The 18,489-nt window shown below is 71.0% G+C and carries 18 protein-coding genes and 1 pseudogene; 11 read left to right on the top strand and 8 right to left on the bottom strand.

What is annotated here, in order from left to right; translation table 11 throughout:
- Positions 1-152 precede the first annotated feature (152 nt).
- Complete coding sequence (locus M8C13_RS39820) at positions 153-806, top strand: RICIN domain-containing protein (RefSeq protein ID WP_252486002.1); 654 nt, start codon at positions 153-155, stop codon at positions 804-806.
- Positions 807-954: 148 nt separating this feature from the next.
- Here M8C13_RS39820 and M8C13_RS39815 read toward each other — a convergent pair whose 3' ends face one another.
- The gene (locus tag M8C13_RS39815) at positions 955-1,782 is read right to left on the bottom strand and encodes a hypothetical protein (protein WP_252486001.1); all 828 of its coding nucleotides are present in this window, start codon (positions 1,780-1,782) and stop codon (positions 955-957) included.
- A 734-nt stretch (positions 1,783-2,516) separates the two neighbouring features.
- Here M8C13_RS39815 and M8C13_RS39810 point away from each other — a divergent pair.
- Positions 2,517-2,750, top strand: a pseudogene (locus M8C13_RS39810) (VOC family protein); the annotation flags it as partial.
- 44 nt (positions 2,751-2,794) lie between these two features.
- Entirely contained in the window at positions 2,795-3,451 is a 657-nt protein-coding gene (locus M8C13_RS39805) for an NAD(P)H-binding protein (protein WP_252485999.1), read from the top strand.
- A gap of 272 nt (positions 3,452-3,723) precedes the next feature.
- Here the strand turns inward: M8C13_RS39805 and M8C13_RS39800 are convergent, their stop codons facing one another.
- A complete protein-coding gene (locus M8C13_RS39800; RefSeq protein ID WP_252485998.1) occupies positions 3,724-5,127 on the bottom strand; it encodes a KamA family radical SAM protein in 1,404 nt (467 codons plus the stop codon).
- Between the two features lie 79 nt (positions 5,128-5,206).
- Here M8C13_RS39800 and M8C13_RS39795 point away from each other — a divergent pair, with 79 nt between their 5' ends.
- The 6 genes from M8C13_RS39795 to M8C13_RS39770 all read left to right on the top strand — a co-directional run bounded on the left by M8C13_RS39795 (position 5,207) and on the right by M8C13_RS39770 (position 11,189).
- Positions 5,207-6,262: an L-erythro-3,5-diaminohexanoate dehydrogenase gene (locus M8C13_RS39795; protein WP_252485997.1), complete on the top strand. Its 1,056-nt coding sequence runs from the start codon at positions 5,207-5,209 to the stop codon at positions 6,260-6,262.
- Positions 6,263-6,267: 5 nt separating this feature from the next.
- The gene (locus tag M8C13_RS39790; RefSeq protein ID WP_252486015.1) at positions 6,268-7,896 is read left to right on the top strand and encodes an amidohydrolase; all 1,629 of its coding nucleotides are present in this window, start codon (positions 6,268-6,270) and stop codon (positions 7,894-7,896) included.
- Positions 7,893-9,509: a lysine 5,6-aminomutase subunit alpha gene (locus tag M8C13_RS39785; protein WP_252485996.1), complete on the top strand. Its 1,617-nt coding sequence runs from the start codon at positions 7,893-7,895 to the stop codon at positions 9,507-9,509. The genes M8C13_RS39790 and M8C13_RS39785 overlap by 4 nt, the downstream gene beginning before the upstream one ends.
- On the top strand, positions 9,506-10,255 hold the full coding sequence (locus M8C13_RS39780) for an OAM dimerization domain-containing protein (RefSeq protein WP_252485995.1): 750 nt from the start codon (positions 9,506-9,508) through the stop codon (positions 10,253-10,255). Before M8C13_RS39785 ends, M8C13_RS39780 begins: the two co-directional genes overlap by 4 nt.
- Positions 10,252-10,650 (top strand): hotdog domain-containing protein, encoded by a 399-nt coding sequence (locus M8C13_RS39775; protein WP_252485994.1) that lies wholly within the window; start codon positions 10,252-10,254, stop codon positions 10,648-10,650. The genes M8C13_RS39780 and M8C13_RS39775 overlap by 4 nt, the downstream gene beginning before the upstream one ends.
- Before the next feature lie 197 nt (positions 10,651-10,847).
- Positions 10,848-11,189: a hypothetical protein gene (locus M8C13_RS39770; protein ID WP_252485993.1), complete on the top strand. Its 342-nt coding sequence runs from the start codon at positions 10,848-10,850 to the stop codon at positions 11,187-11,189.
- Positions 11,190-11,291: 102 nt separating this feature from the next.
- On the opposite strand, the gene M8C13_RS39765 is transcribed toward M8C13_RS39770, so the two are convergent.
- Positions 11,292-12,074, bottom strand: a complete 783-nt coding sequence (locus M8C13_RS39765) for an arylamine N-acetyltransferase (RefSeq protein WP_252485992.1) — start codon at positions 12,072-12,074, stop codon at positions 11,292-11,294.
- Positions 12,075-12,324: 250 nt separating this feature from the next.
- Here M8C13_RS39765 and M8C13_RS39760 point away from each other — a divergent pair, with 250 nt between their 5' ends.
- Entirely contained in the window at positions 12,325-13,119 is a 795-nt protein-coding gene (locus M8C13_RS39760; protein ID WP_252485991.1) for a polyprenol monophosphomannose synthase, read from the top strand.
- Between the two features lie 89 nt (positions 13,120-13,208).
- Here the strand turns inward: M8C13_RS39760 and M8C13_RS39755 are convergent, their stop codons facing one another.
- The 4 genes from M8C13_RS39755 to M8C13_RS39740 form a co-directional block, all read right to left on the bottom strand.
- A complete protein-coding gene (locus tag M8C13_RS39755) occupies positions 13,209-13,556 on the bottom strand; it encodes an RNA polymerase-binding protein RbpA (protein ID WP_185004641.1) in 348 nt (115 codons plus the stop codon).
- A gap of 249 nt (positions 13,557-13,805) precedes the next feature.
- On the bottom strand, positions 13,806-14,579 hold the full coding sequence (locus M8C13_RS39750; RefSeq protein WP_252485990.1) for a thymidine kinase: 774 nt from the start codon (positions 14,577-14,579) through the stop codon (positions 13,806-13,808).
- A gap of 32 nt (positions 14,580-14,611) precedes the next feature.
- Positions 14,612-16,024: an MFS transporter gene (locus M8C13_RS39745; RefSeq protein WP_252485989.1), complete on the bottom strand. Its 1,413-nt coding sequence runs from the start codon at positions 16,022-16,024 to the stop codon at positions 14,612-14,614.
- Between the two features lie 136 nt (positions 16,025-16,160).
- Positions 16,161-16,922 (bottom strand): MBL fold metallo-hydrolase, encoded by a 762-nt coding sequence (locus M8C13_RS39740; RefSeq protein WP_252485988.1) that lies wholly within the window; start codon positions 16,920-16,922, stop codon positions 16,161-16,163.
- Positions 16,923-17,075: 153 nt separating this feature from the next.
- On the opposite strand from M8C13_RS39740, the gene M8C13_RS39735 reads away from it, so the two are divergent.
- Positions 17,076-17,645 carry a transglycosylase family protein gene (locus M8C13_RS39735; protein ID WP_252486014.1) on the top strand — a complete coding sequence of 190 codons (570 nt, stop codon included), beginning with the start codon at positions 17,076-17,078 and terminating at the stop codon, positions 17,643-17,645.
- Position 17,646: 1 nt separating this feature from the next.
- Here M8C13_RS39735 and M8C13_RS39730 read toward each other — a convergent pair whose 3' ends face one another.
- Positions 17,647-18,432 (bottom strand): glycerophosphodiester phosphodiesterase family protein, encoded by a 786-nt coding sequence (locus M8C13_RS39730; protein ID WP_252485987.1) that lies wholly within the window; start codon positions 18,430-18,432, stop codon positions 17,647-17,649.
- Positions 18,433-18,489: the final 57 nt, after the last annotated feature.

Below are 18,489 nucleotides of genomic sequence, written 5' to 3'. Positions count from 1 at the left end.
AGCGACTTCCGCGGCCGAGGTGAGCGGTGCTCACGGCGAACAGGCCGGGAACGTGTCCAGGATGCCGTCTGATGTCGCCCTGACGCGAAGGGAACGCTGTGTCCGGTCAACTTCTGCAGTAGATTGTCAACGCTGGCAACCGGTCGTCGGTCTTGCGTGTCCGGATCACCGGCGTGCTGGCGGTCGCCTGCATGCTCCTGGCGGGAATGACCGCGGTGATCGCGCCGCGGCCGGCGCAGGCGCTGGAGGACGGGGTGGCCCGCACGCCACCGATGGGATGGAACACCTGGAACACGTTCGGCTGCGACATCTCCGAGACGTTGATCCGGCAGACCGTCGACGCGCTGGCCGGACTGCCCGATCTCTGGACTGGAGCGACGTCCAGCACCACAGGCTCCATCTCCGCCGTCGTGCCCGCGCACGGCACCGCGGTCTTCCGGGTCAGTGGCGGCGGCTTGGCGCTGGCGCCGGCCACCTTCCCGCTGCGCAGCGAGTCGGCGGACCGCTGCCTGGACTCTCCGAAGGGCGGTGGGGCCCAGCAACAGATCACCCGCAACAGCAACACGTTGCAACTACTCGGCATGTGCCTGGAGACAGCTCCCAACGCCGCGGCCGGCGCGAAGGTTCAGCTGCGGTACTGCAACGGCGGCACGAACCAGCAGTGGAACCTGAACGGCAACGGCACGATCAGCAACGTGCGGACCGGGCTGTGCCTGGACGTGGACAACAACGGCACGCTGAACGGGACCCCGGTGATCGGGTGGCACTGCCATGACGCGGCCAACCAGCGCTGGACTCGCCGCTGACTGACCGCCCACATCGCCTGGCGCAGCTCGCTGACGGCGGTTCCCGCGGTGGAATCGGTGGTACAGCTCGCGTTCGCCGGCGCTCCGCCGAAACCCACCTGCCGCCCAGGAGGCCCCGGTGTGCCCGGCCAGGACGGGCTGGCCCGCGTCATCGCCGGCACGGGCTCGGCGGTAAGGCGCGGAGGGCGAGGCGCGCGGTGATCGTGGGACGTGGGAGCCACGGTTGCCGGTCCTCGGCGGGCCACGCGTAGCAGGGCACGTCGCCGTCGAGCAGCTTGGCCAGACGTGGCTCGCCAAGCTCGCACGCTGACCAGTCGAACAGCTGCCGGAGCCGGGGCTGGATGATCCCGATGTCGATCAGGCGGCCGAGGCCGTGTTCGCGGGAGACGTACCGTTCGACGTCGTCACCGAGCGGATAGGTCGCGGGCAGGATCCGCGAGATCGACAGGAAGATCCCGGTCATGCCCACCCGCGGGTCGCCCAGGGCGGGCGCGAGTGGTGACAGCCAGCGCAGCGCGAGACGCGGTGCGGCCACCAGTGCGTGTGCGTACAGGACGCGACTCAGCACCAGGTTGAGGAAGAACCGTTCGGTCCGGCTCTCGAGCTGGGCGAGCTCGATGTTGTCCAGGTACCCGGCCACGACGCTGCTGTTGTGCGCTCGATACCAGTTCCGGGAGGTCGGACGGCGAATGAAGTCCAACGACGGCACGGCACTCGGCGCTGAACCAGCGGTGTCCATCCCGATGGCAAGGCCGAGGGCTTCCCAGCCATCGCGAAGCAGCCGCTCATTGACAGCCCGCCACCACCGGCTGCCGGGCACCGCGGCGTCCTCGGCCGCCAACAGCCCGCGGCGCAGTTGCCAGGTCATGAACGCCGTCGCCGCGCGCCGATACGGCAGGTGGGTGGTGCCATCCCCGTCGGGCATTTCGTACAGACGACGAAGCAGCGCCAGACGACCCTGTGGGTCATCGCGCACCGCACAGACCTTCCCACGGGCAAACTCAGCAGCACTCGGCACGGCGCAAGTCTCATTGCGAGGCAACGCGAAGACAAGGCGGCGGCGCTGGGGACCGGGTCACTGCCCAGTCGGCACCAGAGTGCTGCGATTGTCCGATCTGGACACACAGGTGTTGCCCGACGGGGTCACCGACACGCAGGGATCGACCACCACATCCACATCCGACGGTGCTCCTGTCGCCGCACTCGAAGTGCGCATTCCACAGTGGACACTCCGCCGCGAGGGCGCCGGCGCGGCGGCGAACAGTTCGAGGGCCGCCTCGGTGTCGCGGGCGCACAGCGCGGCGACAAGTTCATGGTGCTCACGTGGGATGCGGTCAAGACAACCCTCAGTGGTGAGGCCGATCCGGTCAACAGGAACAGGTGGACCTGGCACCGTATGCCGACCTACGCTGCGGCGAGGCGCTGATGGCCCGCGGCGGCGAACACCGCGTCGTGGAAGGCGATGTCGCAGCGCGCCATTTCGTGCGTGTCCACGGCCCGCTCCATCAGCGGTCCGCGACCTCATTGGCCAAGCCCCGACGCCGTGCCGGGGACATCTTGTGCTGATCGCTCGCATCCGGATTGCACCTCCTCTCACAATGTCCTAATGTTAACATTCAGACAATGGGTCGGGTCCAGTCCGGCCTGCTCCTCTCCCTCTGACCGGAAGGCAGTGCCATGACCGTCCTCGACTCCCCGATCCCGCGGTTCCCGGTCGACGGTCACGACGTCCCGGTGCCGCACTTCGGGCTGGTCCTGACGGTCCCGGAGTTCCACAAGCTCACCGAGCGACTACGCGCCGCGGGCAGCGAGTTCGTCATCGAGCCCTACGTGCGATTCGAAGGCCAGCAGGGCGAGCAGTGGACCATGTTCCTGCTCGACCCGGCCGGTAACGCCCTCGAGTTCAAGGCCTTCGCCGACGACTCCCAGGTGTTCGCCGCCTGACCGGCGGAGATCTCCCTTTCCACGCACACGAAAGACGGGACGAGATGATGAAGGTGTTCCAGATCGGCGCCGCCGGAGGGGTCGGTCGCCGCCTCACCCAGCTGCTCACCGCCCGCGGGGACTCGGTGACCGGCATGCACCGGGCGCCCACTCAGCGCGAGACGGTGCGGGAGGCCGGCGGGCTGCCGGTGATCGGTGATCTCATCGCCGACTCGGTCGACGAGCTGGCCCAGAAGATGCGCGGCCATGACGCGGTGGTCTTCTCGGCCGGCGCGCATGGCACCGGCATGGACAAGACGACCCTCATCGATGGCAAGGGTCTGCAGAAGGCCGCCGGCGCGGCCGCACTCGCCGGGGTGCCGCGGTTCGTGCTCGTCTCGGTGTTCCCCGACGCACTGCGCGGCGGCCAGGGCGGCGAGGGCTTCGAGCACTACGCCAAGGTCAAGAAGAGCGCCGATGTGTACCTGGCGCGGACGGACCTCGACTGGCTGATCGTCCGCCCCGGCACACTCCTGGACACCCCCGGCGCCGGTCGCGTTACCGCGGGCCCGGCCGTCGAGTACGGCGATGTGCCCCGCGACGACGTCGCCGCGTTCATCGACGCCGCCCTCCACGAGCCGCGCCTCAGCCGCGTGATCGTCGAGCTCACCTCCGGCGACACACCGATCGCGGACGCCGTCGGCCGCCTCGTAGCCGCCTGACCTGTCACCCCGTTCAGCAACCGCGGCAGCGGCAAGGAGCAACACCATGACTGCCATCGATTCCTACCGCCACAACGTCTCCGGCGAGAAGGAGTTCGGGTTCGCCCAGGCCATCAAGGTCGGCGACGCTGCCGAGGTGACGAGCCCGGCACCGACCGGGTAGCACTCGCCGAGCAGACCGGCTCGGGACCCACTCCCCGGGCCGACGTCGCCGCAGATGCTGGACCGATCGGTTCGGAACCCGGTTTCCGGGCTCCGAACCGTCGTGTCGATCAGTCGTTCTGGTGCTCGCTCCACCACTGCCGCCCGGTCTCCGGCAGCGAGGTGATCGGGTCGTAGTACGGGTACCGGCGGTCCAATGCCTCAGGGTCTTCCAGCTCGATCCCGGTCCGGTAGTTCTTAGTCCAGTAGGAAATCCCGCGCTCCCGGTCGTACTCCGACACCTGGTGCACCCACCGCTTCCCGACATACGGCACATCGCACACGATCCGCGGCGTGGCATACCCCGGCAGATACCCCATGATCGCGTGCTGGAGCTCCTGCGCCTCCCACACCGCCACCCGCCAGTGCTCGGCGTTCGGGATCATGTCGCACATATAAAAGTAGTACGGCAGGATGTTCGCCTCGCCCTGCAACGCGAAACACAGGTCCAGCAAGGCGTCCGGGGTCGCGTTCACGCCGCGCATGAGGACGCCCTGGTTGCGGACGTCGCGGACGCCGACCTCCATGGCGGTGCGGGCGGCTTCGGCGACCAGGGGGGTGACTGACTGGGCGTGGTTGACGTGGGTGTGGATGGCCAGGTTGACGCCGCGGCGGCGGGCGGTGCGGGCCACGCGTTCCAGGCCTTCGACGACCTTGGGCTGGAGCCAGTGCTGGGGGAGACCGGCCAGGGCTTTGGTGGCCAGGCGGATGTCGCGCACGGTGGCGATCTCCAGCAGGCGCATCAGGAACGACTCCAGCTGCGGCCAGGGCACGTTGGCCACGTCGCCGCCGCTGACCACCACGTCGCGCACGCCGGGGGTGCGCTTGAGGTAGTCGATCATCTGGTCCTGGCGGTCGACCGGTTTGAGGGACAGCTTGTGCTTGTCCACCAACGGGGTTGAGTTGCCGACCAGGTCCATCCGGGTGCAGTGGCCGCAGTACTGCGGACAGGTGGACAGCATCTCCGCGAGCACCTTGGTGGGGTAGCGGTGGGTCAGTCCCTCGACGACCCACATCTCCGCCTCGTGCAGGGAGTCCCTGGACGAGTGCGGGTGGCTGGTCCACTCCAGCAGGCGGTCGCTGGCCACCGGCATCATGTAGTTGCGCACCGGGTCGGCCAGGAAGGCCTTGGTGAACTCCTCACCCGCGGCCGCGCCCTCGGGGACCATGGTGTTGATCATCTGCGGCGGGATGAGCATCGACATGGTCGCCATCCGCTGCTGGTCGGCGTCCAGGTCCTCATAGAAGGACTCGGTGAGCAGCTCGCCCATCACCTTGCGCAGCTGCTTGGCGTTCTTCACGCAGTTCACCCGCTGCCACTGCGCGTCCCGCCACTGCGCCTCGGTCACCTCGCGCCATCCTGGGAAGCGTCGCCAGTCGGGCTCGACCAGCTCCTTCCGGACATAGGTGTACGGCTGCCGAGCAGCGTGTTCCAGCGCCTCGGAGACGGACGCCAGGTCGTGAACCGCAGTCATAAACTACTCCTCGCCCTCAAGAAGACGTAAAGATATGCTGCCAGAGCGCAAGCCTGACGTAAATCTTTCGGAGGTGGGTGTGACGGAGCGTGTTGGTTCGTCGCCGTACGGTCTGCACCGCGTGATCGAGCCCGCCGGGGTGCTGCCGCAGCAGGCCTGGCGGCTGGACGCCTCGGCCACGCCGGGGGCGGACGAGGTGGTCATCGACGTCGAGCGGCTGAACCTGGACGCCGCCTCCTACCGCCAGCTGCGCGAGACCCACCCCACCGCCGCTGAGCTGCGTGCCGCGGTGCTGGCCATCGTGGCCGAGCGCGGCAAGATGCAGAACCCGGTCACCGGCTCCGGCGGCATGCTGATGGGCACCGTCCGCGAGGCCGGCCCGGAGTCCACGCTGGGCCTGCGGGCCGGCGACCGGGTGGCCACGCTGGTCTCGCTCAGCCTGACCCCGCTGACCATCACCGACGGCCTGGCCGACTGGGACGGGGCGGGGGAGCAGGTGCCGTGCCGGGGCACCGCGATCCTGTTCGGCCGCTCGATCGCCGCGGTGCTGCCACCGGACCTGCCGGAGAACCTGGCCCTGTCCGTGCTGGACGTCTGCGGCGCGCCCGCGCTGACCGACCGGATCGTGCGGCGCAAGAACCTCGAACGCGGCCGCCCGGCCACCGTGTGCGTGCTCGGCGGGGGCGGCAAGTCCGGCTCGCTGTCCCTGGTCGCCGCCCGCCGCGCCGGAGCGGGCAGGCTGGTCGCGCTGGTGCCGACCCAGGCTGAGGCCGAGGCGGTGCGCGCGGCCGGGATCGCCGACGAGGTGGTCATCGCCGACGCCCGCAACCCGGTCGCGGTGGGCGAGGCGGTCGGCGCGCAGGTCGACGTGACCGTGGTCTGCGTGGACGTGCCCGGCTGCGAGCACGGCGCGGTCCTGGCCACCGCCGACGGCGGCACGGTGATCTTCTTCTCCATGGCCACCTCCTTCAGCGCGGCCGCGCTGGGCGCGGAAGGCCTGGCCGCGGACGTGGAGATGCTGGTCGGCAACGGGTACGTGCCGGGGCACGCGGAGTTCGCACTGGACCTGCTGCGCGCCGAGCCGGGGGTCCGGGCGATGTTCGAGGCCCGCGAACGGCAGACTTCGCCGGTGTGACGACCATGAACCTCCCGAACCCCGCCACCACCACGACGCTGCTGCTGGGCGGCCGCGTGCACTCACCGGCCGCGCCGGATGCCACCGCCATGGCCGTCGCCGACGGCACCGTGGTCTGGGTCGGGCAGGACTCGGTCGGCCGCGCCCTGCACCCGGACGCCCAGGTCATCGACCTGGACGGGGCCTTCGTCGCGCCCGCCTTCGTGGACGCGCACGTGCACGCCACCTCCGCCGGGCTCCAGTACAGCGGCCTTGACCTCACCGGCTGCCGCACCCTCGGCCAGTGCCTCGACCTGGTCCGCGACTACGCCGCCGCGCACCCCGGCGTGGTCATCTGGGGCCACGGCTGGGAGGAGGTCAACTGGGCCGAGGGCCGCCCGCCGACCCGCGCCGAGCTGGACCGGGCCGCCGGTGGCGCGCCGGTCTACCTCTCCCGGATCGACGTGCACTCCGCGCTGGTCTCCACCGCGCTGCTCAACCTGGCCCCGGCCGCCCGCGACGCCGACGGCTGGTCTGAGCAGGGACCCCTCGCGCGGGCGGCGCACCACCACGTGCGCCGGGCGGCCAGGGAGTCGCTGGGCACCCAACAGCGGCGGGAAGCCCAGCTGCTGTTCCTGCGGCACGCGGCCAAGCTCGGCGTGGCCTCGGTGCACGAGTGCGCCGGGCCGGACATCTCCAGCCCCGAGGACCTGGCCGACCTGCTCGCACTCTCCGCCACCGGCACCGTGCCGGAGGTCTTCGGCTACTGGGGCGAGGCCGGCGGACTGGCCACCGCCAAGGAGCTCGGCGCGGCCGGGGTGGCCGGGGACCTGTTCGTCGACGGCGCGCTCGGCTCCCGCACCGCCGCGCTGTGCGAGCCCTACACCGACGACCCCAGCACCTCCGGCGCGCTCTACCTGGACGCCGACGCCATCGCCGAGCACCTCATCGCCTGCACCAGGGCGGGTGTGCAGGGCGGCTTCCACGTCATCGGCGACCGCGCGGTGGCCCAGGTCGTGGCCGGCTTCGCCAAGGCGGAGACCGTGGTCGGCGCGCCCGCGCTGGCCGCCCGGCACCACCGGCTGGAACACCTGGAGATGGTCACCGCGGAACAGGCCGCGCGGCTGGCCGGCTGGGGCGTGATCGCCTCCATGCAGCCGCTGTTCGACCACGCCTGGGGCGGCACCGAGCGGGCCTACGCCCAGCGCCTGGGCCTGCCGCGCGGCGAGCGGCTCAACCCGTTCGCCACCGTGGCCGCGGCCGGCATGGTGCTGGCCTTCGGCTCCGACGTGCCGGTCACCCCGGTGGACCCGTGGGCGAGCGTGCGGGCCGCCGTCTACCACCGCACCGAGGGCCTGGGCATCTCGCCGAGGGCCGCCTTCACCGCGCACACCCGCGGCGGCTGGCGGGCCGCCGGGGTCCTGGACGGGCTCAGCGGCACCCTGCAGCCCGGCGCGCCCGCCACCTACGCGGTGTGGGAGGCCGACGAGCTGGTGGTGGCCGCGCCGGATGAGAAGGTGCAGCGCTGGTCCACCGACCCGCGGTCCAGGGTGCCCGCGCTGCCCCGCCTCGACGAGGGCGCGCGAGCGCCGCGCTGCCTGCGCACCGTGTTGCGCGGGCGCACCATCTACGACATGGAGGAGGATCGCGGGTGAGCCGGGAGAGCATGCTCGACCTCGACGCGGAGGTCGTCGCACGGGCGCGGCGGCTGGCCGCCGAGGCCGCGAAACCGGTGGTGCGCCTGGCCAAGGCGCACACCACGGTCGCGGTGGAACGGGCCACCCTGCGCCTGGCCGGCATCACCGGCGCGGACACCACGCACCGCGCGGGCGACGTGCCCTGGGTGAACCGGGTGGTGGACACCATCCGCGAGCAGTGCGGCCTGGCCCACGGCGCGGTGCTGCCCGCCTTCCACGCGCTCAAGCAACACGGTTTCGCCGACCTGACCGAGCTGGCCGAGGCCACCGCGGCCGGTCAGGTCGAGTTCACCGTGCCCGAGGGCAAGGCCGCCGAGCGGGCCGCGAAGACCGCGCGGGTGGCCGTGGCCAAGGGCATGCGGCGGATCGACCGCAACCGCGCCCAGCGCGCCAAGCTGGTGGACAAGATCGGCGACCCCGCGCAGCGGCCCTGGATCTACCTGATCGTGGCCACCGGCGACATCGACGAGGACGTGGTGCAGGCCTGCAACGCCGCCCGCGCCGGGGCCGACGTGATCGCGGTGATCCGCTCCACCGGACAGTCCCTTTTGGACTACGTCCCGGAGGGCGCGACTCACCACGGTTTCGCCGGAACCTATGCCACGCAGGAGAACTTCCGCATCATGCGGGCCGCGCTGGACGAGGTGAGCAAGGAGGTCGGCCGGTACGTGCGGCTGACCAACTACGCCTCCGGCCTGTGCATGCCCGAGATCGCGGTGCTGGGCGGGCTGGAACGCCTGGACATGATGCTCAACGACTGCATGTACGGCATCCTGTTCCGCGACATCAACCCGATCAGAACCTTTGTGGACCAACGGTTCTCCCGCCAGGTGCACGCGCGGGCCGGGATCATCATCAACACCGGCGAGGACAACTACCTGACCACCGCCGACGCGGTGGAGGCCGCGCACACGGTCACGGTGTCCCAGCTGCTCAACGAGCACTTCGCGCACGAGGCCGGACTGCCCGACGAGCTGCTCGGCCTCGGCCACGCCTTCGAGATCAACCCGGAGCTGCCGGACTCCTTCCGGATGGAGCTCTCGCACGCGCTGCTGGCCCGCGAGCTGTTCCCGGACGCGCCGCTGAAGTGGATGCCGCCGACCAAGCACATGACCGGCGACGTCTTCCGCGGCCACCTGCTGGACGGCTTCTTCAACCTGGCCGGGGTGCTGACCGGGCAGAGCATCCTGTTGGTGGGCATGATGACCGAGGCCGTGGTCACCCCGTGGCTGTCCGACCGGGACCTGGCGCTGGCCAACGTGCGCTACGTGCTGGGCGCGGCAGGCAAGCTGGCCGAGGACTTCCGGCCCGCGCCGGACGGCTTCATCGTCAAGCGCGCGCACCAGGTGCTCGGCGAGGCGGTGGACCTGTTGGAGCGCATCGTGGACGACGGCCTGCTCACCGCGATCGCCCAGGGCACCTTCGGGTTGATGAAGCGGCCGCCGGACGGGGGCAAGGGCGCCGACGGCGTGATCGAGAAGGCGGAGGGTTACGTGAACCCGGCGAGCGACCTCCTGGACGAAGACCTGCTCGCAGGGTCGAGCGTGGGCACCGAGGGGAGCGACCGATGAGCGAGAAGCGGTACGTGCGCCCCTACGGCGACACCACCGGCGACGGCATGGTGCAGATGTCGTTCACCCTGCCCGTCCCGCACGGCCCGCGCGCCGAGGGCGCCGCGCAGCAGCTGGCGAACAAGATGGGCATGGACCCGGCGATGGTGGTGCACTCCCACGCCATCGGCGCCGACTTCACCTTCGTGGTGGTCTACGGCTCGGTCCAGCACATCGTGGACCTGGACGCGGTGCAGGTGGTGGAGCGCGAGTACCCGCTGCTGAGCCCGGCCGATGTGAACGCGGCGGTGAAGAAGCGGTTGCGCCGCAAGCTGACCGTGGTCGGCGCCTGCATCGGCACCGACGCGCACACCGTGGGCATCGACGCCATCCTCAACATCAAGGGCTTCGCCGGGGAGAAGGGCCTGGAGTACTACCGGGAGCTGCGGGTGATCAACCTGGGCGCCCAGGTCACCGTGCCGGACCTGGTCAAGCGGGCCCGCGCGGAGAAGGCGGACGCGGTGCTGGTCTCCCAGGTGGTCACCCAGCGGGACGCGCACATCCTCAACACCCAGGAGATGTCCGCGGCCTTCCGCGAGGCCATGGGCGAACGCCGCCCGCTGCTGGTCGCAGGCGGCCCTCGCTTCGACCCGCTGATGGCCGAGGAGCTCGGCGTCGACCGCGTCTTCGGCCGCGGCACCACCCCCGGCGAGGTGGCCAGCTTCCTGGTCCACGCCATGGCCGATCGAAAGGTGACAGCAGCGTGAGCGACTCCCTGGTCGAGGGCTTCTCGGTCACCCACTCCCGCTACGTGCCCTACGCGCACGCCCACTACGGCGGCAACCTGGTCGACGGCGCCTACAGCCTGGGCCTGTTCGGCGACGTGGCCACCGAGCTGTGCATCCGCACCGACGGCGACGAGGGCCTGTTCGCCGGGTACGGCAACGTGGAGTTCCTGGCCCCGGTGCACGCCGGTGACGTGGTGGAGGTGACCGCGACGCTGACCCGCATCGGCAACCGCTCCCGCACGGTGGCCTTCGAGGCCAGGGTGACCTGCCGGGCCAACCCGGACCGGGGACCGTCCTCGGCCGACGTGCTCGCCGAGCCGCTGGTGGTCACCAGGGCCACCGGCACCGTCGTGGTGCCGATCCCCACCACCTGACCGCGGGCCGCGAACCCGCCCTGCCGCCCGTTCGGGTGGCACGGCCTCCGCGCCTGGGCGGGTTCGCGCTGGTCAGCGAGCTGGTACCCGCCCCGCCGACCGGTCGGGTGGGTGAGCGCGGCCGGGGGATCGTGCCGGGGAACCGGGGTGCGGTGGGTAGGCGAGAAGCCCAGTCCGCACCTCGAAGGAGGGTTCCCATGCGTTACCGAGCACTGTTCCTGGCCGCGGCGAGCGCCTGTGCCGTCGGCCTGGCCGCGCCGCCCGCCGCCTCCGCCGCGGAGGGCGAGTTCAGCTTCCAGTACCGCGACGCCGACGGTGTGCTGCTGGAGACCAAGGTGGCCAACCCGGCCAGCTACGAGTGCCACGAGGTCACCGACATCGCCACCACCATCGCCGGGTACGCCTTCACACCGGTCAACCGCACCGGCTCCGCGGTGGTGCTGTTCAAGGACCCGAACTGCGCCGGCGCCGCCTACCGCCTCAACGCGGGCAGCCAGGCCACCGAGAGCCTGAAGTTCCGCTCCGCGCGGTTCAGCTGACCACCCCGCTACCGGCCGGTCGGTAGGGCCTGGGGTCGGGCGGGGGTTCCTCGCCGACCTGACCGCCGCCCTGCTGACCGGCGGGCGCGTCGAACGGTCCGGTCAGTCCGCCTGAGGCTGGGTGGGCAGCTGGTCCAGCTCGATGCCGAACCACTCCCGATAGGCCGCGAGCAGCGCCGAGGGCTCGATCCGCTGCTCGGTCCGCCTGCCGCCCACGGACCGGATCAGGGTGTGGCCGGAGAGCGTGATCCGGTCCGCGCCGTCGCCGAGGGGCAGGGAGCAGGTCACGTTGCGGGTGAAGTGGGACTTGGGGGAGCTCTGGTGCCACCAGCACATCGGCTCGAAGTCGCTCAGCGCCAGCGGCCTCGGGTCGACCCGGTAGGCGCCCGTCTCGCCGTGCCAGACCTCGACCTCGCCGTCCGGGGTGTCCACCAGGCGGAAGGTGCCGGTGGCGTCCTGTTGCGGCTCGCGGGCGGTCCAGCGCAGCGGGGAGAGCGCGAAGCGGCCGAAGCCGACGTCGGAGAGCCACACCACCCCTTCCTCGTCGGTCACCAGCAGCGCCAGGTGGTCCTGCGGCGGGCCGACGCCCGCGTTGTGGAAGACCCGCGCGCCGGCCAGCGTCACCTGGAAGCCCACCCCGCGCAGCAGCTCGGCGAACAGGCCGTTGAGCTCGAAGCAGAAGCCGCCGCGCCGCCGGGTGATGATCTTCTCCGCCAGTGCGGCCGGGTCCAGGGTCAGGGTGCCGGGCAGGTGGACCCCCAGGTTCTCGAACGGGACCGTGTGCAGGTGGCGTCGTTGCAGGTCAGCGAGGGCGGCGGCGGTGGGGGCGGCGGGGTGTGGTGCGCCGATGCGGGCCAGGTAGGCGTGCCGGGTCGTGGTGTCCACCAGGGCAGTCTGCAACCTCGGGCGCGGTGGAGGTCCAGGCGTTCTTCGTCACCCGGAAGACTCAGTTGTGCCGGTCGCGGGGCCCGCTGGTCCAGGCTCCGCTACGGTCTGCGACTACGCTGGTTAGCGTATCCCGGTCGATGGCCCGAATGGATCATGGCCGCGACCACACCGGCGCCCTGACGACGTAGGACGAACACCGACCGGTGGTGGCACTTTGCGCCGCCCACCGCCGGCGAGGAGGACACGGATGGCGGACCAGCGCGACAGCCACGCGGAGACCCCGAGCCCCAGCGGGCCGCCCAGCCCGGTGCTGGTGGTGATCCCGACCTACAACGAGCGGGAGAACGTCCAGCTCATCGTGGGCAGGCTGCACGCGACGTTGCCCGAGGCCCACGTCCTGGTCGTCGACGACGGCAGCCCGGACGGCACCGGCGAGGTCGCCGACCAGATGGCAGCCGACGACGAGCGCGGCCGCATCCACGTCATGCACCGCACCGAGAAGGCCGGCCTCGGCGCCGCCTACATCGCCGGGTTCAAGTGGGCCCTGGAGCGGGACTACGCGGCCGTGGTGGAGATGGACGCCGACGGCTCGCACGCCCCGGAGGACCTGCCCCGCCTGCTCAACGCGTTGATCGACTCCGACCTGGTGCTGGGCTCCCGTTACGTCACCGGCGGCAAGGTGGTCAACTGGCCCTGGCACCGCCAGTTCCTCTCCCGTGGCGGCAACATCTACTCCAAGCTCGCCCTCGGGGTGCGGCTCAACGACATCACCGGCGGCTACCGGGCCTTCCGCCGCGAGGTGCTGGACAAGATCATCCAGGACGGCGTGCAGTCCCAGGGTTACTGCTTCCAGGTCGACCTGGCCTGGCGCACCATCCTCGGCGGCTACCGCGTGGTCGAGGTGCCGATCACCTTCACCGAGCGCGCCATCGGCGTGTCCAAGATGAGCGGCAACATCGTCACCGAGGCGCTGTGGCGGGTGACCCAGTGGGGCGCCAAGCACCGGGTGAACCAGGTCAAGAAGGTCTTCCGCAAGCGCTGAGCCTGCCGTAGACGCACGAAGGCCGCCTGGGCGGGAGAACCAGGCGGCCTTCGTGTTTTTCCTGTGCGCGGGAGGTGCGGTGGTGCGGGTCAGGCGGAGGTGGCGCTCCGGCGACCCCGAAGCTCCTCGAGCCGCTCGGTGAGCAGCTCCTCCAGTTCGGGAATGGAGCGACGCTCGAGCAGCATGTCCCAGTGGGTGCGCGGCGGCTTGACCTTCTTCGCCTCCGGCTGGCTGCCGTCGATCATCTCCGACTCGGTCCCGTGCAGACGACACTCCCAGGTCGAGGGGAGTTCCGCGTCGTCGGCGAACGGGACGTCGAACTCGTGCCCCTTCGGGCAGGCGTACCGCACCGACCGGCGCGGTGCGAGGTCGTGGTTACGGTCGGTCTCGTAGCTGACAGCTCCGAGCCGGCTGCCACGCAAAACGCGGTCGGCCATGACGGTGTCCTTTCGCTCGGCTCAAGACCGCCCGCCTTGAGCTCACGGCGTACTGCTTACAGAGTGCAACAACGAGGGCGTCGTTGTCGTTCCCGGTTTGGCCTAGTTGGTCGCCCTCGGTGACCTATTTCACCTATCAACGAGGACGTCCTCCATAGGGATGCCATCGCCGCAGCGTCATGACGCGTTATCAGCGCATGCTACGGCTAGTTCACCCAGTTGGGGGTAGGTTTTGGGTGTTGGAGCAGATCAAGCCAGGCTGAGCTGGCCTACCGGCGTCGAGGTGGGACCAAGCTCACCTAGACGAAAGTGCCGCCGGCAGAGCACCTGATAACGGACCGTAGCGCTTGGGTCGCTCTCGTGCTGTGCACGGTCCGTATCCGGCGCTGGCGGGTCCGTATCGGCCACCGTGTCCGCCACGAAGACCGTGTCACCCGCACGGACTATCTGGTTACCCAGAATCCGGGCGTTGAACCGCCCCTGCAGCCCGCACCAGCACAGCACCTCCACCTGCACCGCCTGCAGCTCGTCGGCGAGCTCGAACAGCCGCCGCGAGCCCGGGAACAGCTCGCTGCGGAAGTCGGTGGCGATACCGAAGCAGTACACGTCGACCTGCACCTCGTCGGCCAGCTCGGCGAGCTGTTCGACCTGCGCGGCGCTGAGGAACTGCGCCTCGTCGACGATCACGTAGTCGACCCGGCGGCCCTCGGCCCAGCACTGCCGGACCAGGAGCACCAGGTCGGTGTCCTCGTGGACCTCCACCGCGTGCCGGGACACCCCGATCCGGCTGGAGATCTGCGGCTGCCCCGACCGGTCGTGCCGGACCAGCAGCAGGCCGCCCCGGCCCTGCCGGGCCAGGTTGTGGTCGATCTGCAAGGCAAGGGTGGACTTGCCGCAGTCCATGGGTCCGTAGAAGAACCGCAGCCGGCCCGAGACGGGCAGGGCCCGCCGCGCTCCGGCCGCGGGAACCGCGGACAGGGCGTCGGTGGGGTCCGGTTGGTTGGCTACCGCTAGTACGTCCACGGGCCGTGACCCTAACGGGAAGCCGTTGTTGATCACAGCACCGCCGGTTCCGAGTTGCCCACAGCGCGGATCGCGCGCCGCACGGGAACCAGCCAGACCAGGACAAAGCCGACGATGAAAAAGATCATCATGCTCAGGATGGCCAGCCGGAACGAGCCGGTGGCCTGGCCGATCCCGGCGTAGACCAGCGGGCCGAGCCAGGAGGTGGAGCGCTCGCCGATCTCGTAGACGGCGAAGTACTGGCCCTCCTTGCCCGCCGGGACCATCTGGCTGAACAGCGAGCGGGCCAGCGCGTTGGTGCCGCCGAGCACCAGGCCGATGCCCGCGGCGATGCCGAAGAACTGCAGCTGCTCCCCGGCCTGCACGAAGTAGGCCAGCACGAGCATCACCAGCCACACCACCAGGCTGCCCAGGATGGTCTTCTTCGCCCCGACCCGCCGGGCCACCTGCCCGTGCAGCACACCGCCGATGAAGGCCACGAACTGGGTCATCAGGATCGCGGTGATCAGCGTGGACTGCGGCAGCTTCAGCTCCAGGCTGCCGTACTGGCCCGCCACGTTGGCCACCGTGGAGATGCCGTCGGTGAAGATCAGGTAGGAGCCGAGGAAGGCCAGCGTGAGCGGGAACTTCCGCGCGTAGCGCATGGTGTCACCCAGCTCGCGGAAGCCGCCGGTGATCTTGCCGCCGCCCAGGTCGGTCCGGTCCTGCCGGGGCCGGTCCCGCAGCACCCGCAGCGGCACCAGGGTGAACACGGCCCACCAGATCCCGGTGAGGATGAAGCAGGCCCGCACCGCCTCGCTCTGCGCCAGCCCCAGCGACTCGTGCCCGAGGAACAGCGCCAGCTGCAAGGCCAGGCACACCCCGCCGCCGAGGTAGCCGAAGGCCCAGCCCCGCGAGGACAGCGCGTCCCGCTCGTCGGCGGTGGAGATCTCCGGGATGAACGCGTAGTAGATCACCACCGAGGTGCCCCAGCAGATGTTGCCGATGGTGAACAGCAACACCCCGATCTGCCAGTTCTGCCCCTCCACCAGCGCGAGCAGGCAGGTGGCCACCGCGCCGGTGAAGGCGAACCCGGCCAGCATCCGCCGCTTGTTCGCGCTGCGGTCGGCGATCGCCCCCGCCACCGGCAGCACCAGCACCTGGATCACGGTGGCGAAGGAGAGCAGGTAGCCCCACAGCGATCCGGCCGGGAACTGCAGGCCGAGGAAGGTCACATCGCACCGCACCAGCGTGTTGTCGCCTGCACACGGCGCGGGCCCGTTGAGCGCGGTGTCCGCCTCGGCCGCGGCGCGCGCGATCGAGGTCAGGTACAGCGAGAGGAAGACGGTGACCACGGAGGTCGGGAAGACCGAGTTCGCCCAGTCGTACCAACACCATCCGCGCTGTATCCGCCGCCGGTCCTCCGGCGTGCCGACCGCGGTGTGCACAGTGCCTGCTCCACTCATCCCCGACCTCCCGGCGCGGGGTGCTGGGCCCGCGCAGTGGGGGGACTGTACTGGCCGTGGACGACGTTGCGGCGCGCCCGCGAGCGAGTCGTGACGAAGTCAGGTATTTCCACCCAGGTCGTCACTGTGGATCACCTCAGACCGTGATCCGCGACCCCGGCTCGGCGTAGGCCACCGGCCCGTCGTACCGGGTCGCGGCGCGGGCCACCGCGTCGGCGGGGGAGAGGGATCGGCCGAGGTGGGTCAGCGCCAGCCCGCGCGCGCCCGCGGCCCGCGCGGTGTCCCCGGCGTCCTCCGGGGTGTGGTGCACCGGGGTCTCGCCCTCGGGGTGGCGGTCGCTCTCGGCCTCGCACAGCAGGAGGTCGCAGTCGCGGGCCAGCTCGGTCAGCGCGGGACAGGCCGCGGTGTCGCCGGAGAAGACCAGCGACCGGGTGGCAGAGTCGATGCGGACCGCGAAGGCCGGGATGCCGTGCTCGACCGCGCGGGTGGTCAGGGTCAGCTCGCCGAGGCGGAGCCGCTGGCCGTCGCGCAGTTCGTGGCAGGCGAAGGCCTCCTCCACCGGGCTGCGCGCCGGTCCGTTGGTGAGGAAGGCGGCCAGGCGGTCGGCCAGGCCGGGCGGGCCGTGCAGGGGCAGCGGGGCCGGGCGGGCGAAGTCGGCGTAGCGCAGGGCGTAGAACGCGGTGAGCAGGTCGGCGGAGTGGTCGGCGTGGGCGTGCGAGATCCAGACCGCGGTGAGCTCGTCCAGGCGGGTGTGCCGTTGCAGCGGGCCGAGGGTGCCGGTGCCGGCGTCCAGCCAGATCCGGGTGTCGCCGCTGGTGACCAGGTAGCCGGAGCAGGGGTTCCCGGCGGTGGGGTAGGGCGTGGCGTTGCCCAGGACGGTCAGCTGGAGCGGGCTCATCGGCGGAGCGTAGGACAGGGCTGGTGCGTCGCGCGCGGCATGTTGTGACGTGTGGTGCGGTTGTGACGGGTGGGACCTGGTCCTACGGTGTCCACTATGGACAGACCACGTCTCGTTCGGGCGGTGGCCGTGCTGTTCGCCGCGGGCGCTGCCATGGTTGCCTTGGGCGGGGTCGCGGCGGCTGATCCGTCCACAGTGGACTGGCAGCGGTTACGGATGTGCGAGTCCACTGACCGCTACCACGCCAACACCGGCAACGGCTACTACGGCGCCTACCAGTTCGACCTGCCCACCTGGCGCAGTGTCGGCGGCGCCGGGCTGCCGCACCAGGCCAGTCCGGCCGAGCAGGACTTCCGGGCGCTCTACCTGTACCGGATGCGGGGCTGGCAGCCGTGGGAGTGCGCGGGCAAGCTCGGGCTGCGCGCTGACCGGGACGCGCGCAGCAAGCGGGTGCCCGACTACGGCGAGGCCGCCTACATCAGCGGGGCCAAGATCCCGGGCTGGCCGGGGCAGGTGTTCGGGCCGGGGGACTGCCACCCGGCGTTGCGGACCTGGCAGCTGCGGATGAACGCCTACGGCTACGGGTTCACCGGCACCGGCTGCTACCAGGACAAGACCCGCACGGCCGTGCTCGAGCTGCAACGGGCCAACGGCATCAGGGACTCCGGCCTGCTCGGGCCGAAGACCTGGACCGCGGCCTGGACCGGCAAGCCGCCGAGGTAGCTCAGCCGGCCGGCCACAGGGCGCGGGCGCGCAGCACCTCGCGGAGCAGGTCCGGGCGGTCGGTGACGATGCCGTCCACGCCCGCGTCCAGCAGCGCGATCATCTCTTCGGTGGTGTCGATGGTCCAGACGTGCACCTCGATGCCCATCCGATGCGCCGCGGCGACGAACCGGCGGTCCACCACGGTCAGCCGCCCGGCCCTGGACGGGACCTGCGCCAGGTGGCCGCGGACCGTCCCGCGCAGGGCCAGCGGGCGGAACCGGCCGCCTGCCCACAGCGCGCCCACCGAGCGTGGGCCCAGCGCGGTCATCAGGCGTGGCCCGGCCAGCCTGCGCAGCCGGGCCAGCCGCCGTTCGGAGAAGGAGGCCAGGCAGACCCGGTCCCAGGCGCCGGTGCGCTGCAGCAGGCGCAGCACGGGGCCGACCGCGGAGTCGGACTTGACGTCGATGTTGAGGAATGCCTCCGGCAGCTCCTCCAGCAGGTCCTCCAGCCGGGCGATCGGCTCGATCCCGGCGACCTTGGCCAGCTTCACCTGCGCCCAGAGCTGGTCGGCCACCGCGCCCGCGCCGTCGGTGGTGCGGTCCAGCAGGTCGTCGTGGTGCACCACGACCACGCCGTCGCTGGTCGCGTGCACGTCGGTCTCCAGGTAACTGAACCCTTCTTTCACCGCCCGCCGGAAGCCGCTCAGCGAGTTCTCCATGTCCGCCAGCTCGTCCAGGTGCCAGCCCCGGTGGGCGAACGCGCGCGGGAACGGGCCGTCGAGGTAGGGGTGAGGATGTGCCTGCACAGTGTGTGAGTGTGCACCGGCGGCGTGGCGGGTGGGAGAGCAGCCCGGCTCCGGCTA

This window comes from Crossiella sp. SN42, assembly GCF_023897065.1.
In the GTDB taxonomy this organism is placed as follows: Bacteria; Actinomycetota; Actinomycetes; order Mycobacteriales; family Pseudonocardiaceae; genus Crossiella.
Note: the sequence above shows the minus strand (reverse complement) of the source record. Positions and strands in the feature narration are given on the sequence as shown.

What these genes read in the sequence shown, in the direction of transcription:
- M8C13_RS39780 (WP_252485995.1), top strand. Translation starts at nt 9,506, where the DNA reads ATGAGCGAGAAGCGGTACGTGCGCCCCTACGGCGACACCACCGGCGAC.
- M8C13_RS39755 (WP_185004641.1), bottom strand. Translation starts at nt 13,556, where the DNA reads ATGGCCGACCGCGTTTTGCGTGGCAGCCGGCTCGGAGCTGTCAGCTAC.
- M8C13_RS39760 (WP_252485991.1), top strand. Translation starts at nt 12,325, where the DNA reads ATGGCGGACCAGCGCGACAGCCACGCGGAGACCCCGAGCCCCAGCGGG.
- M8C13_RS39800 (WP_252485998.1), bottom strand. Translation starts at nt 5,127, where the DNA reads ATGACTGCGGTTCACGACCTGGCGTCCGTCTCCGAGGCGCTGGAACAC.
- M8C13_RS39805 (WP_252485999.1), top strand. Translation starts at nt 2,795, where the DNA reads ATGATGAAGGTGTTCCAGATCGGCGCCGCCGGAGGGGTCGGTCGCCGC.
- M8C13_RS39790 (WP_252486015.1), top strand. Translation starts at nt 6,268, where the DNA reads ATGAACCTCCCGAACCCCGCCACCACCACGACGCTGCTGCTGGGCGGC.
- M8C13_RS39770 (WP_252485993.1), top strand. Translation starts at nt 10,848, where the DNA reads ATGCGTTACCGAGCACTGTTCCTGGCCGCGGCGAGCGCCTGTGCCGTC.
- M8C13_RS39735 (WP_252486014.1), top strand. Translation starts at nt 17,076, where the DNA reads ATGGTTGCCTTGGGCGGGGTCGCGGCGGCTGATCCGTCCACAGTGGAC.
- M8C13_RS39740 (WP_252485988.1), bottom strand. Translation starts at nt 16,922, where the DNA reads ATGAGCCCGCTCCAGCTGACCGTCCTGGGCAACGCCACGCCCTACCCC.
- M8C13_RS39745 (WP_252485989.1), bottom strand. Translation starts at nt 16,024, where the DNA reads ATGAGTGGAGCAGGCACTGTGCACACCGCGGTCGGCACGCCGGAGGAC.